Here is a 15,724-nt window from a genome sequence, read left to right as displayed (position 1 = left end):
CTCTCTTGGCCGAAGCGATTACTTCAGCGCCGGAGCGATGTTGATGCAGGCTTCGCACAGGCCGGCGACGGCGCCGACCGACTTGTCGAAGGCTTCCTGCTCGTTCTTGTTGAGGTCGATCTCGATGACGCGCTCGACACCGCCGGCGCCGATGACGGTCGGAACGCCGACATACATGTCCTTCACGCCGTACTGGCCGGACAGGTATGCCGCGCAGGGCAGCACGCGCTTCTTGTCCTTGAGGAAGGATTCGGCCATCTCGATCGCGGACGCGGCCGGCGCATAATAGGCCGAACCGGTCTTGAGCAGGCTGACGATCTCCGCACCACCGTCACGGGTACGCTGGATGATCTGCTCCAGCCGCTCCTGCGTGCACCAGCCCATCTTGACGAGATCGGTCAGCGGGATGCCGGCGACGGTGGAGTAGCGGGCGAGCGGCACCATGGTGTCGCCATGGCCGCCGAGAACGAAGGCAGTGACGTCCTGGACCGAAACGTTGAATTCCTCCGACAGGAACAGGCGGAAGCGGGCCGAGTCGAGCACGCCGGCCATGCCGACGACCATGTTCTTCGGCAGTCCTGAGAACTTCTGCAGCGCCCAGACCATGGCGTCGAGCGGGTTGGTGATGCAGATCACGAAAGCGTTCGGGGCATACTTCTTGATGCCGGCGCCGACCTGTTCCATGACCTTGAGGTTGATGCCGAGCAGGTCGTCGCGGCTCATGCCCGGCTTGCGGGCGACGCCGGCGGTGACGATGCAGACGTCCGCGCCCTCGATCGCCGCGTAGTCGCTGGCGCCGGTGAGCGAGGCGTTGAAGCCTTCGACGGGCGAGGACTGGGCGATGTCGAGGCCCTTGCCCTGCGGAATGCCGTCGGCGATGTCGAACAGGACGATGTCGCCCAGTTCCTTCAGGCCGGCCAGATGAGCCAGCGTGCCACCGATCATTCCAGAACCAATAAGTGCGATCTTTTTGCGCGCCATGAAAGTGCTTCCTTTGCGATCAATCTCCGATCGGCCAGCGCCGCAAACGCCCGGACCGTCCGGCTGAACGGATTAGCGCCCAAAGCCTTAAATATCAACTAATACTTTTTGGGGTAGGTATTTCAATCGGTTAGATAACAAATTTCTTACGTAAACGTAAGATTTCATGTCGCGAGATCGTCACAATTCATTCATTTTGCGGTGATGGTTCTCGGCATATTCTACACTGCGGATCTCGATCAGCCGCGAAACGGTGCGGTCGAACTCGAAGCCTTCGGTCCCCTTCCTGGCAACCAGCAGGCTCTCCGGTGCGGCTGCGGCGGACGCGAACAACCGGGCACCGTGATCGTAGATCGTGTCGACGAGATTGATGAAGCGCTTCGTCTCGTTGCGGCGTTCCGGTCCAAGAAAGGGGATATGATCGAGGAAGATCGTATCGTAGCGCTCCAGCACCGCCAGGTAGTCTGCAGCACCCAGGGGTCTTTCGCAAAGGTCGGAAAAGGAAAAGCGCGCGACCCGTCCGGCCGCGGCAGGAACCGCAATCTTCCGCCCGCGAAACGCGATCGACGTTGGCGCGACCGCCTGCCCCGCCGTTTCACGCTGCCAGGCCTTGTCCATCGCCCGGTCGGCATCGGCGCCAAGCGGATAGCGAAAGACCGGGAGCCCCTCGTCCTTCTCCAGCCGGTAGTCCGTGCCGTTGTCCAGCGCGACGATATCGACGTGCTTCTTCAAGAGATCGACAAATGGCAGGAACAGGCCGCGGTTGAGGCCGTCCTTGTAGAGGCTGTCCGGCTCCACGTTCGAAGTCGCGACAAGAATGCAGCCGCGCGCGAACAATTCGCCGAACAGTCGCGACAGGATCATGGCATCGGCGATGTCGGTCACGGAGAATTCATCGAAGCAGAGCAGTCGCGCCTCTGCGATCAGCGCCTCCGCCACCGGCGGAACCGGATCCGCCTGCTTCGTCTCGCCGTTCTTCAGCTTCTGGCGGTGCTGATGGATGCGATCGTGCACATCGGCCATGAACTCGTGGAAGTGCGCCCGGCGCTTGCGCTTGATCGGCACCAGCGAAAAGAACAGGTCCATCAGCATGGTCTTGCCGCGACCGACGCCGCCATGGATGTAGAGCCCGCGTGGAACAACCGATTTTTCCGGCTTGCGCGAAGCAAAAAGCCACCCCAGCGCGCTCGACTTTCGCGCCGGCCGCTGTGCCTGGATCGCCTGCAGCAGCGCGTCGAACCGCAGTGCCATCTGCGCCTGCACCGGATCGGGCTGGAGGTCGCCACCGCCAACCATCGCCTTCAGCTTGTCGGATACGCCGTGCTCGGGATGAGCGGAGACCTTGTCCCAATCCTGTTTCATGGGCACCGCAGCAGATCTCCGTGATCGTCTATTTCGCTTCGATCAGCGCGACAGGCTGATCGGTTGGCCGCCCGTGGTCGATCCGTCGAAGCGGGAATCGGCAGTCCTGTAGAGGCGCGCAATGGCGTTGCCGTCGCGATCCTTGAGAACGACCTGCTTGCCGGCCACTTCCCAGGACCCCATCTGCGTCAGTTCGCCAGCGCAGCCGCGCGTGCCGCCACGCGAACCGGAACCGAGGTTGGTCAGCGTCAGGAACATGTCGCAGGAGGTCGGTCCATTGCTGACGCGCCAGTTGCCGACCATGCCTTCCTTCTTGACCTCCATGCCGGCGGCAGACGCTCCGCCGTCCGCGCCCGGCATGCCGCCGGCGCCCGGCGTCGCCATCGCGGTATCGGTCGTAGGCGCCACGGGGAACTGCGAGCCACCGGTCGTGCTGGTGGACGGATCGGGAAGCTGGCTGGAGGAAACAGAGCCGACCGGTGCGGGCTGCAAGGGAGCCGTCGGCTGCGTGTCCATGCCACCCATGGAAGAGGTCCGCTGGCAGCCGGCCACCGCAAGCGCCATCATCAGTCCGCCTGCCATATGTACAATCCGCATGTCGAAACTCCTGCCCCTTCGTCGATGCCCTGGATAAGCGACAATCATGGCGGCTTAACGTGAATCGCCAGTTTAAATCAAGTGTGGCCTGAAATGTTTCATCACGGCACAACCGGAACGAAACCCGGCTCGGCCAGCACTGCGACTGTCACACACGAAAATGCCGGGCCACAAGCCCGGCATTTTCCATGCATGCGGTAGCGCTAGCCACAGCGCATCAGAGCCGGCGCTCGACCAGCATCTTCTTGATCTCGCCGATCGCCTTGGCCGGGTTCAGCCCCTTCGGGCAGGCCTGCGCGCAGTTCATGATCGTGTGGCAGCGGTAGAGGCGGAACGGATCCTCGAGGTTGTCGAGGCGCTCGCCGGTGGCCTCGTCGCGGCTGTCGATCAGCCAGCGGTAGGCCTGCAACAGCACGGCCGGGCCGAGGTAGCGGTCGCCGTTCCACCAGTAGCTCGGACAGGAGGTCGAGCAGCAGGCGCAAAGGATGCACTCGTAGAGGCCGTCGAGCTTCTGGCGGTCCTCGTGGCTCTGCTTCCATTCCTTCGCCGGCGTCGGCGAAACCGTCTTCAGCCACGGCTCGATCGAGCGGTGCTGCGCGTAGAAATGCGTCAGGTCCGGCACGAGGTCCTTGACGACGGGCATGTGCGGCAGCGGGTACACCTTGACCGTCCCGTCCACCTCGTCCATGCCCTTGGTGCAGGCGAGTGTGTTGGTGCCGTCGATGTTCATCGCGCAGGAGCCGCAGATGCCTTCGCGGCAGGAGCGGCGCAGCGTCAGCGTCGGGTCGATCTTGTTCTTGATGTAGAGCAGGGCGTCCAGCACCATCGGGCCGCAATCGTCGACATCGACGTAGAACGTGTCGATCGACGGGTTCTTGCCGTCATCCGGGCTCCAGCGGTAGATGCGGAACTCGCGGGTGTTGGTGGCGCCGGCCGGCTTCGGCCAGACCTTGCCTTCGGTGACCTGCGAATTCTTCGGGAGAGCGAGTTCAACCATGTCCAGCTTACCTCGGGATCAGTAGACGCGGGCCTTGGGCGCGATCTTCTTCGGATCGATCCCTTCGGCGATGAGGTCGGTATGGACCGGCCGGTAGTCGAGCTTGACGTTGCCGTTCGCATCCACCCAGGACAGCGTGTGCTTGCGCCAGTTGACGTCGTCGCGGCCGCCGAGCGGACCATCCTTGTAGTCCTCGCGGGCATGCGCGCCGCGGCTTTCCTTGCGCGCTTCGGCGCCGACGACGGTGGTGATGGCGTTGGCCATCAGGTTCTCCAGTTCCAGCGTTTCCACCAGGTCGGAGTTCCAGATCAGCGAACGGTCGGTGACCTTGATGTCAGCCATCTCGTCCCAGATTTGCTTCATCCGGCGGCAGCCATTTTCCAGCGATTCCTGGGTGCGGAAGACGGCCGCGTCTTCCTGCATGGTGCGTTGCATCTTGTCGCGCAGCACCGCCGTCGGCGTATTGCCGTTGGCGTAACGGAGCCGGTCGAAGCGCTCCATGATCTTGTCGCAGGCCGCCTTGTCGAGCGCCGGGATCGGCTCTTCGCGGTTGATAACCTCGCCGGCACGGATCGCAGCGGCACGGCCGAAGACCACGAGGTCGATCAGCGAGTTGGAGCCCAGCCGGTTCGCGCCGTGCACCGAGGCACAGCCCGCCTCGCCGACGGCCATCAGGCCGGGTGCGACGCGCTCGGGATTGGCGCTGTCGGCATTGAGAACCTCGCCCCAGAAGTTCGTCGGCACGCCACCCATGTTGTAGTGGACGGTCGGCAGAACCGGGATCGGCTCGCGGGTGACGTCGACGCCGGCAAAGATCTTGGCGCTTTCCGAAATGCCGGGAAGGCGCTCGTGCAGCACGGCCGGATCCAGGTGGTCGAGATGCAGGAAGATGTGGTCCTTGTTCTTGCCGACACCGCGGCCTTCGCGGATTTCCAGCGTCATGCAGCGCGAAACGACGTCGCGCGAGGCAAGGTCCTTGGCCGACGGCGCATACCGCTCCATGAAGCGCTCGCCCTCGGAATTGACGAGGTAGCCGCCCTCGCCGCGGGCACCCTCGGTAATGAGGCAGCCCGAACCGTAGATGCCGGTCGGATGGAACTGCACGAACTCCATGTCCTGCAGCGGCAGGCCGGCGCGTGCAACCATGCCGCCGCCGTCGCCGGTGCAGGTATGCGCCGACGTCGCCGAGAAATAGGCGCGGCCATAACCGCCCGTCGCCAGCACCACCATCTTGGCGGAGAAGCGATGGATCGTGCCGTCGTCCAGGTTCCAGGCGACGACGCCGGTGCAGCGGCCGTCGGGGGACATGATCAGGTCGAGCGCGAAGTACTCGATGAAGAACTCGGCGTTGTTGCGCAGCGACTGGCCGTAGAGCGTGTGCAGGATCGCGTGGCCGGTACGGTCGGCGACCGCACAGGTGCGCTGCACCGGCGGGCCTTCGCCATAGTTCTGCATGTGGCCGCCGAACGGGCGCTGGTAGATCTTGCCTTCCTCGTTGCGCGAGAATGGCACACCGTAGTGCTCGAGCTCATAGACCGCCTTCGGCGCTTCCATGGCGAGGTACTGCATGGCATCGACGTCGCCGAGCCAGTCGGAACCCTTGACGGTGTCGTAGAGGTGCCACTGCCAGCTGTCCGGCGTCATGTTCTGCAACGAGGCTGCGATGCCGCCCTGGGCTGCCACGGTGTGCGAGCGGGTCGGGAAGACCTTGGTGATGCAGGCCGTGCGGAAACCCTGCTCGGCCATGCCGAGGGTGGCGCGAAGACCCGCGCCGCCCGCACCGACCACGACCACGTCATAGGCGTGATCGACATACTGATAGGCTTTGCCGTTCGTCGCCGGCGAGGAGTTCGGTGCCATGATGAATTATCCTGCGAAAGCGATCTTCAGGACGGCGAAGAGACAGAGCCCGCCGATGAGAGCCGCAAAGAAGGTATTGAGCATCAGAAGGCCGATCTTCGGGCCTTCCGCGTGAACGTAGTCCTCGATGATGACCTGCATGCCGAGCTTCATGTGATAGATGCCGGAGATCACGACGAGCGCCATGACGACGGCCACGACCGGATGCGACAGCGCCGCGCGCACGTCCGCATAGGGCGCACCGGCGTAGCAGACGACGAAGCCGATAAAGAAGAGAAGCAGCGGCACGTTTGCGACAGCCGTCAGACGCTGGCGCCAGAAATGCTCCGTTCCGTCCTTGGCCGAGCCGAGGCCGCGGACGCGGCCGAGAGGTGTACGCATGTCCATGTCAGTAATCCTCAGCGCAGCAGGAAGCCGATCACCCAGGTCAGCACGGTGAGCGCGACCGAGACGACAGGCATGATCTTGGCGATCTTTGTGGAGAGGTGCTTCTCGTAGCCATGTCCGCTATCCCAGACGAAATGGCGAAGGCCGCCGAGCATGTGATGGAACAGGGCCCAGGTGTAGCCGAACAGAATCAGCATGCCGATCCAGGTCCCGAAGAACCAGTTGACCCAGTTGTAATAGCCTTCCCCCATCGCCGCTGCGATCAGCCACCAGGCAACGAGGACGGTACCGAAGTAGAGCGCGCCGCCGGTGATGCGATGCACGATCGACATGACCATGGTGGGAATAGGCTTGTAGATCTGGAGATGCGGCGAGAGCGGCCGGCCTTTTGTGACATTCGTCATCAGAACCCTCACGGAAATTCCGGAGAACGGCCGCGATAACTGGACGATTTTACTCCGGAATTGCACTTGGTTTGTGCAGTATGCAGTGATTGCGACGTTTAATCACAGGAATGCGGAACCACAAGTGTCATTGCACTGCAAAATCAATTTAATCGATTAGGACGAAATTGTGGCGCCTCGCGTAAGCCGCTGCGGCGTTAACCATTGTTAACGATTATGACCATAGCGTTAACCAAACCCGTGACTTTCCAGACAAACTGGGCAAAAGTGGCATCCAGGAACCGTTCAGCGTAACCCGGAGGCGAAACAGAATGAGTCTGTTTTCCAGAGCCTGCATGACTGCAATCGCGCTCGCCGCCACATTCCCCCTCTTGCTGGCACAGCCCGCACAGGCGCGGGACCGCCACGAGGGCGGCGGCAACCGCAACTTTTCCAACACCGATGTCAGGGGTGGCAACATGCCGCGCGACCGCTACTGGAAGCGCAAGCACGACGCCCGCAACAACGACCGCGACGGGCGGCGCGACCGCCACTGGAACCGCGATCGAAACTTTGCAGGCCGAGAAGTCCAGGGCGGCAACGTCTTCACCAACGACTGGCGGTGGCGGCGCGAGTGGCGGGCCGGAAACAACCGGGGTTACTGGGGCCCGCGGAACGCCTGGCGCAACGATGCGAACGGCCGCTATGCCGGATCGATCTGGCGCAACGACGCCTGGCGCGGCCCTGCGCGGTCCTACTATGCCCGCCCCTATTACGAAGGCGCAGCCCGCCCGTATTACGCCGGACAAAGCGCCGGCCGCGAGCGCTTCGCCAACAATTTCTACGGCGGCTCGATCTCCGCCTATCAGGATCCCGGCAACGGCAACTATTTCTATATCGACAATTACTATGACGAGATCGGCGATGCGGGCGGCAACTACATGCCCGCGCTTCGCTCCGCCGGCAATGCCAAGGTCATCGTCGTGACACCCGAATCCGAGACTGCCTCCTGCAGCTTCGAGGCGGGCGTCTGCGTGATCAGGCCCTGAGCCGGAGGAACTGACGAAGAGGGATAGGCCGGCCTATCCCTCGAGTTCCTCGCGCAGCATTTCCAGTTCAAGCCATTCTTCTTCCATGCGGGTGACCTCGGCCCGCAGCTTTTCCATTTCCGCCGCCAGCCGGTTGAAGGTCGCCGGATCCTTCGAAAAGAGCGCCGGATCTGCCATCTTTTCCTCCCGGGCGGCGATCTCGGCTTCCCTCTTCGCCATTTCCTTCGGAAGGTTCTCCAGCGCGAACTTCTGTTTGTAGGATAGCTTGCCCTTGGCCTTGTCTGCCGGCTTTTCATTCGAAACGACGTCGGCGACTTTGGCCTTGTCCGCCTTTTCCGCCTTGCGCCGTTCCTCGATCGCGCCGCGCCGCTGCGCCATCATGTCGGTATAGCCGCCGGCATATTCGATCCATCGGCCGTCGGGCGCCTCCGGATTTGCGGGCGCAATCGTCGACGTTACGGTGCGATCGAGAAAATCGCGGTCATGGCTGACCAGAACGACGGTACCCACGAAGCCGGCGACGATCTCCTGCAGGAGGTCCAGCGTCTCGATGTCGAGATCGTTGGTCGGCTCGTCGAGGATCAGCAGGTTTGTCGGCCGTGACAGGATGCGGGCCAGCATCAGCCGAGCGCGTTCGCCGCCGGAGAGGTTGCGGATCGGCGTGCGGGCCTGCTCGGGCTGGAACAGGAATTCCTTCATGTAGCCGGTCACATGCCGTTGCTCGCCGTTGACGATCAGGCTCTCGCCCCGCCCGTCGGTGAGGTAGTGGGCCAGCGTATCGTCGGGATTGAGATCCTCGCGTCGCTGGTCGAGCGTCGCGATCTCCAGATTGGTGCCGAGCTTCACGCTGCCGCTGTCAGGCGCGAGCTGCCCCGTCAGGATTTTCAGAAGCGTCGTCTTGCCGGCACCGTTGGGTCCGACAAGGCCGATGCGGTCGCCGCGATGAACGCGGATCGAGAACGGCGCCACCACGGTGCGCTCGCCATAGGCCTTGGTGACCTTTTCCGCCTCGATCACCAGCTTGCCGGACTCCTGCGCCTCGGATGCCGCCGCCTGCACCGCGCCCTGCGGGCCGCGATGGCTGCGGTAGCGCACGCGCATGTCCTGCAGTTCGCCAAGACGGCGCATGTTGCGCTTGCGCCTTGCCGTCACGCCGTACCGAAGCCAGTGTTCCTCGCGCTGGATGGCCTTGCCGAGCTTGTGCTGCTCCAATTCTTCGGCTTCCAGCACCTCGTCGCGCCAGGCTTCGAAATGGGCAAAGCCGCGATCGAGGCGCCGCGACGTTCCCCGGTCCAGCCAGACCGTCGCATTGGAGACCTTCTCCAGAAAGCGGCGGTCGTGCGAGATGACTACGAGGGCGGAGCGACTGCGAATAAGCTCGTCTTCCAGCCACTCGATCGTCGGCAGGTCCAGATGGTTGGTCGGCTCGTCGAGCAGAAGGATGTCCGGCTCCGGCGCCAGCACCCGGGCAAGCGCTGCCCGGCGCGCCTCGCCTCCCGACAGCGTGGCTGGATCCTCCGCACCCGTCAGGCCGAGATGCGACAGCAGATAGGTGACGCGATAGGGGTCGTCGCCCGGCCCCAGCCCGGCTTCGGCATAGGCGGCAACGGTGGCAAATCCGTCGAAATCCGGCGCCTGTTCCAGATACCGCACGGTGGCGGAGGGGTGGCGGAAGACCTCCCCCGACTGCGCCTCCGTCAGGCTTGCGGCGATCTTGAGCAGGGTCGACTTGCCGGACCCGTTCCGGCCGACGAGGCAGATGCGATCGCCCTGCTCCACCTGCAGGCTGGCGCCGTTGAGAAGCGGCGTCCCGCCGAAGCTGAGCGTGATGTCGTCGAGTTTGAGGATGGGCGGTGCCAAGCGTCAGGCTCCTGAAAAATCTTGCGGCCGGGAAAGAAGGATTGCCCGGCCGGAATCGAGGGTGATCGTGACGCAGCCAAGCGCCACGTTGGAAACGGTGCGCGACGAGCCGAACGCCAGGTCGAAGCCGTGCAGCGGATAGCGAACGTTCTCGATGGAAAGTCCACAGAGCGCGGTGAGGCCGAGGACCGAGAAGAGACTTTTCGCCGGCAGCTCGACCGCGGTTCGCCCGGCCGCTAGCGGCCAGGCTTCCTCCGTGCCGGAGGTGAGCATGACGTCTACGCCCGCCTCCCGGAGGGCGGCGGCATGCAGAAGATGCATCAGCGCATGATCGCTGCGCTCTCCGCCCAGCGAACCGGCCAGGATCAGCCGTGTGGCGCCCCGATCCAGCGCGGCGCCGACGGCGATCTCGCCGTCCGTCGCATTCTTGGCGACGGGATAGGGTTCGCGCGGCACCTGTGCCCACGCCCGCATCTCCGCGGCAGACGAGGAATCGAAGTCGCCGACCCAGACTTCCGGCGTGATGCCGAGTGCGGCGGCATGGCGAATTCCGCCGTCGGCGGCGATGAAGCGCGCGCCGTCCACCATCGCCCTGAACCGAGGGGTCGGTTCGAGCGCTCCCCCGAGGAGAACGACAAAAAGCTGGTCAGTGGCGGCAATCGTCATGGGCACACCGTCTAGCGCATGTCGCCCGCGAATGGAAACGCCTTTCCGACCCGCCAAGCCGCTTGCAAGCGCTGCCCGCTGGGACTAATGCTTGCTCTCGCTCTAACGGGGTGCCTTCGTTCACAAAACGAAAGGCTGAGAGGCATCTGCCAACCCGCGGAACCTGATCCGGTTTGTACCGGCGGAGGGATTAGACGGCTCACTCAGCGCCTATTCCCGTTCATATGGATTTGAAGGAGGCGCCGATGCGCAGGACCACACTCATCGCCCTTATGCTTTTCGCAGCGACATCCGCAACCCTGCCGGCGCTTGCAGCCGAAAAGACGCTGTCGATCTACACCTATGAAAGCTTCGTCACCGAATGGGGGCCGGGGGCGAAAGTGGCCGCCGAATTCGAGAAGACCTGCGACTGTAAGGTCGAATGGGTGGGCGTTGCCGACGGCGTCGAGCTGCTGACCCGTCTCAAGCTGGAAGGCGAAGGCACCAAGGCCGATATCGTGCTCGGCCTCGATACCAATCTCGTGGCCGAAGCCAAGGCGACCGGCCTCTTTACGCCCCATCAGCTTTCGCCGGAAGCCCTGACGGTCCCCGGAAACTTTGCCGACGACACCTTCCTTCCCTACGACTACGGCCATTTCGCCGTCGTCTACGATACCGAGACCCTGAAGAACCCGCCGAAGAGCTTGAAGGACCTGGTGGAGGGCGATCCCAACGAGAAGATCGTCATCGAGGATCCGCGCACGTCCACGCCCGGCCTCGGCCTGCTCCTGTGGGTGAAGTCCGTCTACGGTGACAAGGCCGCCGACGCCTGGACGAAGCTGAAGGATCGCGTGCTGACGGTTACGCCCGGCTGGTCGGAAGCCTATGGCCTCTTCACCAAGGGCGAGGCGCCGATGGTGCTGTCGTATACGACCTCGCCCGCCTACCACATGGTCGCCGAAGACACCGAGCGCTATCAGGCAGCTGCGTTTTCTGAAGGCCACTACGTGCAGATCGAGGTCGGCGGCATGACGAAAACGTCGCACGATCCGGAACTGGCGCGCAAGTTCCTCGCCTTCATGACCGGCCCCGACTTCCAGTCCATCATCCCCGAGACCAACTGGATGATGCCGGTGGCGGCCACAAAGGAGCCGCTTCCCGCGGCCTTCGACAAGCTCGTGAAGCCTGAACATACCTTCCTCTACTCCGCCGACGAGGTCGCGGCCAATCGCAAGGCCTGGATCGACGAGTGGCTGGCGGCGATGAGCGCGAAGTAAGGATCGTACGCCAGCGGCCGGGGCACTGAAACGGCCGCTGCATTTCGGGGCACGGCATGTATACGACGCGCGAGCGCAGGGCGATCACGGGAGCGGGCGGGTTCACGCTCGCCTTCATCGTGCTGTTCGCCGGTGTCGCAACCGGCATGCTTCTGCTCCATGCACAGGACAGGGTGGGCGGCACGCTGTTCGATGCCTATCTCCTCCGCATCACGCGCTTCACGCTCCTGCAGGCGGGGCTTTCGACGCTCTTGTCGGTGCTGCTTGCCGTTCCGGTGGCACGCGCCCTGGCACGCCGCCGCGCATTTGCCGGCAGAAGCTGGATCATCCGCCTCTCCGCCCTTCCCCTCGGTCTGCCCGCCCTCGTGGCCGCGCTCGGCATCGTCGAGGTGTGGGGCCGCCGCGGTGTCGTCAACGAGCTTCTGGCAGCAATGGGGCTCGCAAATCCCGTCAGCGTCTACGGCCTCGCAGGAATTCTTATCGCCCACGTCTTCTTCAACCTGCCGCTGGCGGTGCGCCTGCTGCTCGCCGGCCTGGAGCGCATTCCGGCCGAGTACTGGCTGACCTCCGCCAATCTGGGCATGCGGTCAGGCGCCGTGTTCCGCCTGATCGAATGGCCGGTCATGCGCGGCCTGCTACCGGGCGTAGCCGGCCTCATCTTCATGCTCTGCGCCACCAGCTTCACGATCGTTCTCACCCTCGGCGGCGGACCGGCCGCCACCACGATTGAGGTCGCCATCTACCAGGCGCTTCGTTTCGACTTCGACGCGCCACGTGCCGTGATCCTTTCAGCCTTGCAGATCCTGCTCACGGGCACGCTCCTGCTCGTCCTGCGCATGCTCGGCACGCCGGCCGAAGAAGCACCGACGACCGGCCGCGCCATCCGCCGCTTCGACGGCGCGCGCGCGCGGGTGACGGATGGGCTGACGATCGGAGCTTTCACAGCTTTTACCGCAGCCCCGCTGCTTGCCGTCGTGGGATCGGGCCTTGCTGCCGACCTGCCGCGACTGGCTGCAGATCCGCTGCTGCACCGGGCGCTGATCACCAGCCTCCTGATTTCGCTCGCCTCCGCCACGCTCTGCCTCGTCATCGCCATTCCGACCGTGGCCATCGCCCCCGCCTCGGAAAACCGCCCGCAAACACCGCTCCGCCTTCTCGCGGGCGGCCTGCAGGCGGCGAGTTCGCTCATCCTGCTGGTGCCGCCGGTCGTGGTGGCGACCGGATGGTTCCTGACGCTGCGCGGTCTTGGCGGCCCGGCGCGCTTTGCACCCTTCGTCGTCGTCGTCATCAATGCGCTGATGGCGCTGCCCTTCGTCGTTCGCGTGCTTGCGCCGGCCTATCGCACCCATGTCGCCCGCACGGGGCGCCTGTCGGTCAGCCTCGGCGTGACCGCCTGGAATCGTATCCGCTGGATAGACCTGCCTGCATTGCGGCGTCCGCTGATGACGGCTTTCGCCTTCGCCATGGCGTTGTCGCTCGGCGACCTGAGCGCTGTGGCGATCTTCGGTGCCGACGGCATCGTCACCCTGCCGTGGCTGCTTTACAGCCGCATGGGCAGCTATCGCACAGCCGACGCTGCCGGTATCGCGCTGCTTCTCGGCATCGTCTGCCTGCTGCTGACCCTCCCCTCCACCACGTCTGAAAAGGCCACGAAGAAACACGATGCCTGAGCCGTCGAGCCCTAAGCCCGATATCCCCGCCATCCGTCTTGCAGCGGCCACAGTGTCGTTCAAGGACAAGAACCTCGTCTTCGATTGCACGGTCCCCCAGGGCGCGTCTGTCGCTGTCACCGGCCCGTCGGGGGCCGGCAAGTCGACGCTATTCAACGTCATCGCCGGCTTCCAGCCGATCCGGTCCGGCAGCGTCGAGGTCTTCGGCAAGGACATGGGCGATCGCGACCCCGCGGAACGCCCCGTTTCGATCGTCTTTCAGGAGAACAATCTCTTCGCTCATCTGACGGTTGAACAGAACGTGGGACTCGGCATCGATCCGTCTTTACGCCTGGACGCCGGTGGCCGCGGCCGCGTGGACGAGGCCCTGTCCCGCGTCGGCCTTGGCGGGTTTGGGCAGCGCAAACCCGCGCAGCTTTCCGGCGGGGAGCGGCAAAGGGTCGCGCTCGCACGCGCGCTCGTGCGCCGGCGGCCCATCCTGCTCCTCGACGAGCCGTTTGCCGCCCTGGACCCGGCCATGCGCGCCGACATGGCCGCGCTGCTTGCGCAATTGCGCGCAGAGACGAACAGCACGCTGCTCTTCATCACCCATCAACTCGACGACGTGCAGCGCCTGGCCGACCGGGCGATGTTCATCGACCGCGGCTCGATTGCCCTCGTCGCCCCCCTCGAAACCTTCCTTGCGCATCGCCGGTTGCCGGCGCTCAACGACTTCCTCGGCATTGATAGATAATGGTTTTCGACGCCGTTGCCTTATTTTGGACGCCCCGCTGTGTCACCGCAGCCACATCGGAAGGCGATTCTGGAATCGGGAGTTGCCGGCAAGGGGCGTGGCGTCTATCTCTCGGCTAAGGGTCCGGACAGGATCGATCGGGCCAGCGCCCGATATGTCGGACAGCCGTAAATCATTCCGAACAGACGAGGTTCTTCGACGTCGAATCGGTTACGGTCCGAATGTCGAAGCGCGAACTGCTTTCTGGAATAGACAGTGCTTGCGAAAGGGCATGGGGCGAATGCTGGGCGAGGTTCGGCACGCAGTGCAGGGTAGGAAACGCAGGTCGGCGGCCACACGCGCCGGGCTGGTGCTTTTGCTCGCCGGCCTTCTGACCGCCTGCCAGTCGGCGCTCGAGCAGACCTACGAGCCGACGGTGGCGCCGTCGTCCAACCCGCAGATCGTCGACGAGGTCCAGAAAAATGATCCCCGCGCGGCCATGGGCGCGCGCGAACATCCGCGCATCGTCGCGAGCTATGGCGGCGAGTACAAGGACGCCAAGACCGAGCGCCTTGTCGCGCGCATTGCCGGCGCGCTGACGGCGGTGTCGGAGAACCCGAACCAGTCCTACCGCATCACGATCCTGAATTCGCCGGCGATCAACGCCTTCGCGCTTCCGGGCGGCTATCTCTATGTCACGCGCGGGCTGCTGGCGCTCGCGAACGACGCCTCCGAAGTCGCTGCGGTCCTCTCGCACGAGATGGCCCACGTCACAGCCAATCACGGCATCGAGCGGCAGAAGAAGGAAGAAGCCGAAGTCATTGCCAGCCGGGTTGTGGCCGAGGTACTTTCCAGCAACATCGCCGGCAAGCAGGCGCTCGCCCGGGGTAAACTGCGGCTTGCCGCCTTCTCGCGCAACCAGGAACTTCAGGCCGACGTCATCGGGGTGCGTATGCTCGGCGAAGCTGGCTACGACCCCTATGCGGCCGCGCGCTTCCTCGACAGCATGGCGGCTTACGGCCAGTTCACGTCCGTCGATCCGGAATCGGACCAGAGCCTCGACTTCCTTTCCAGCCACCCGAACGCCCCCCAGCGCGTCGAGCTGGCGCGACGCCATGCGCGCGCCTTTGGCGCTGAGGGTTCGGTGGGCGACCGCGGCCGGGATTACTACCTTGCCGGCATCGACGGCCTGCTCTACGGCGACAGCCCTCAGGAGGGGTATGTCCGCGGCCAGACCTTCCTGCACGGAAAGCTCGGCATCCGCTTCGACGTGCCCCAGGGCTTCCAGATCGACAACAAGGCGGATGCGGTGCTTGCGACCGGTCCCGGGGACATTGCCATCCGCTTCGACGGCGTCGCCGACAACCAGCGCCAGAGCTTGGTGAACTACATCTCCAGCGGCTGGGTCACCGGCCTGAAACCAGAGACGATCCGGCCGATCTCGGTGAACGGACTGGAGGCCGCGACAGCGCGCGCGGCGGCGGATCGCTGGGAGTTCGATGTCACCGTGATCCGTATCGGCGACCAGATCTACCGCTTCCTCACGGCAGTCCCGCAGGGCTCGCCGGCGCTGGAGCCGACAGCAAACGTGCTGCGCGGTTCCTTCCGCCAGTTGACAGCGCAGGAAGTGGCGTCGCTGAAGCCACTGCGCGTGCGCATCGTCACCGCGCGACCGGGCGATACCGTTGCGTCCCTGGCCGCCCGGATGATGGGAACGGACCGCAAACTCGACCTGTTCCGCCTCATCAACGCCCTGACCGCGACGAGCACCGTCAAGCCCGGCGACAAGGTGAAGATCATTACCGAATAGCCGCGAGCGCTTCGGCGCTCGCCAATCAGTTTAGCCGGTACCTCGATTGCGTCTTCCGGCTTTCCCCCCGTAAATGCTAGTTAAATACTCCCGCTCGCAAGACGCGGCAGGCAGAGTGACTTTCCGTAAGTTAG

At 64.2% G+C, this 15,724-nt stretch carries 14 protein-coding genes and 1 riboswitch; of the genes, 5 read left to right on the top strand and 9 right to left on the bottom strand.

The features are described from left to right. Nucleotides 1–18: 18 nt before the first annotated feature. The 7 genes from mdh to sdhC all read right to left on the bottom strand — a co-directional run bounded on the left by mdh (nt 19) and on the right by sdhC (nt 6,588). Entirely contained in the window at nt 19–981 is a 963-nt protein-coding gene (gene mdh, locus CRO48_RS17805) for a malate dehydrogenase (protein WP_097141215.1), read from the bottom strand. A gap of 180 nt (nt 982–1,161) precedes the next feature. Next, on the bottom strand, nt 1,162–2,343 hold the full coding sequence (gene zapE / locus CRO48_RS17800) for a cell division protein ZapE (protein ID WP_097141214.1): 1,182 nt from the start codon (nt 2,341–2,343) through the stop codon (nt 1,162–1,164). Between the two features lie 42 nt (nt 2,344–2,385). Next, nucleotides 2,386–2,940 (bottom strand): protease inhibitor Inh/omp19 family protein, encoded by a 555-nt coding sequence (locus CRO48_RS17795; RefSeq protein ID WP_097141213.1) that lies wholly within the window; start codon nt 2,938–2,940, stop codon nt 2,386–2,388. Between the two features lie 217 nt (nt 2,941–3,157). Continuing rightward, nucleotides 3,158–3,937: a succinate dehydrogenase iron-sulfur subunit gene (locus tag CRO48_RS17790; protein WP_097141212.1), complete on the bottom strand. Its 780-nt coding sequence runs from the start codon at nt 3,935–3,937 to the stop codon at nt 3,158–3,160. An 18-nt stretch (nt 3,938–3,955) separates the two neighbouring features. Next, complete coding sequence (sdhA, locus tag CRO48_RS17785; RefSeq protein WP_097141211.1) at nt 3,956–5,797, bottom strand: succinate dehydrogenase flavoprotein subunit; 1,842 nt, start codon at nt 5,795–5,797, stop codon at nt 3,956–3,958. A 6-nt stretch (nt 5,798–5,803) separates the two neighbouring features. Further along, a complete protein-coding gene (gene sdhD, locus CRO48_RS17780; protein ID WP_097141210.1) occupies nt 5,804–6,184 on the bottom strand; it encodes a succinate dehydrogenase, hydrophobic membrane anchor protein in 381 nt (126 codons plus the stop codon). Nucleotides 6,185–6,195: 11 nt separating this feature from the next. Then, nucleotides 6,196–6,588, bottom strand: coding sequence for a succinate dehydrogenase, cytochrome b556 subunit (gene sdhC / locus CRO48_RS17775; RefSeq protein ID WP_097141209.1), 393 nt, complete (start codon nt 6,586–6,588; stop codon nt 6,196–6,198). 311 nt (nt 6,589–6,899) lie between these two features. On the opposite strand from sdhC, the gene CRO48_RS17770 reads away from it, so the two are divergent. After that, nucleotides 6,900–7,616 (top strand): hypothetical protein, encoded by a 717-nt coding sequence (locus CRO48_RS17770; RefSeq protein WP_141402070.1) that lies wholly within the window; start codon nt 6,900–6,902, stop codon nt 7,614–7,616. A gap of 33 nt (nt 7,617–7,649) precedes the next feature. Here the strand turns inward: CRO48_RS17770 and CRO48_RS17765 are convergent, their stop codons facing one another. Both CRO48_RS17765 and CRO48_RS17760 read right to left on the bottom strand, forming a co-directional pair. Further along, nucleotides 7,650–9,476, bottom strand: a complete 1,827-nt coding sequence (locus CRO48_RS17765) for an ABC-F family ATP-binding cassette domain-containing protein (protein WP_097141207.1) — start codon at nt 9,474–9,476, stop codon at nt 7,650–7,652. Nucleotides 9,477–9,479: 3 nt separating this feature from the next. Further along, nucleotides 9,480–10,136, bottom strand: coding sequence for a thiamine diphosphokinase (locus tag CRO48_RS17760; RefSeq protein WP_407071940.1), 657 nt, complete (start codon nt 10,134–10,136; stop codon nt 9,480–9,482). 102 nt (nt 10,137–10,238) lie between these two features. Then, nucleotides 10,239–10,349: riboswitch (TPP riboswitch) on the top strand. A gap of 38 nt (nt 10,350–10,387) precedes the next feature. Between CRO48_RS17760 and thiB the strand changes: the two genes are divergently transcribed. The 4 genes from thiB to CRO48_RS17740 all read left to right on the top strand — a co-directional run bounded on the left by thiB (nt 10,388) and on the right by CRO48_RS17740 (nt 15,590). Beyond that, nucleotides 10,388–11,398, top strand: a complete 1,011-nt coding sequence (gene thiB / locus CRO48_RS17755) for a thiamine ABC transporter substrate binding subunit (protein ID WP_097141345.1) — start codon at nt 10,388–10,390, stop codon at nt 11,396–11,398. A 56-nt stretch (nt 11,399–11,454) separates the two neighbouring features. Further along, complete coding sequence (gene thiP / locus CRO48_RS17750; protein ID WP_097141205.1) at nt 11,455–13,068, top strand: thiamine/thiamine pyrophosphate ABC transporter permease; 1,614 nt, start codon at nt 11,455–11,457, stop codon at nt 13,066–13,068. Next, nucleotides 13,061–13,801: a thiamine ABC transporter ATP-binding protein gene (locus CRO48_RS17745; RefSeq protein WP_097141204.1), complete on the top strand. Its 741-nt coding sequence runs from the start codon at nt 13,061–13,063 to the stop codon at nt 13,799–13,801. The genes thiP and CRO48_RS17745 overlap by 8 nt, the downstream gene beginning before the upstream one ends. A 280-nt stretch (nt 13,802–14,081) precedes the next feature. Beyond that, complete coding sequence (locus CRO48_RS17740; RefSeq protein WP_097141203.1) at nt 14,082–15,590, top strand: M48 family metalloprotease; 1,509 nt, start codon at nt 14,082–14,084, stop codon at nt 15,588–15,590. Nucleotides 15,591–15,724 lie beyond the last annotated feature (134 nt).

Source organism: Rhizobium subbaraonis (genome assembly GCF_900220975.1).
Classification (GTDB): domain Bacteria; phylum Pseudomonadota; class Alphaproteobacteria; order Rhizobiales; family Rhizobiaceae; genus Mycoplana; species Mycoplana subbaraonis.
This window is presented reverse-complemented; position numbering and strand designations above follow the sequence as displayed.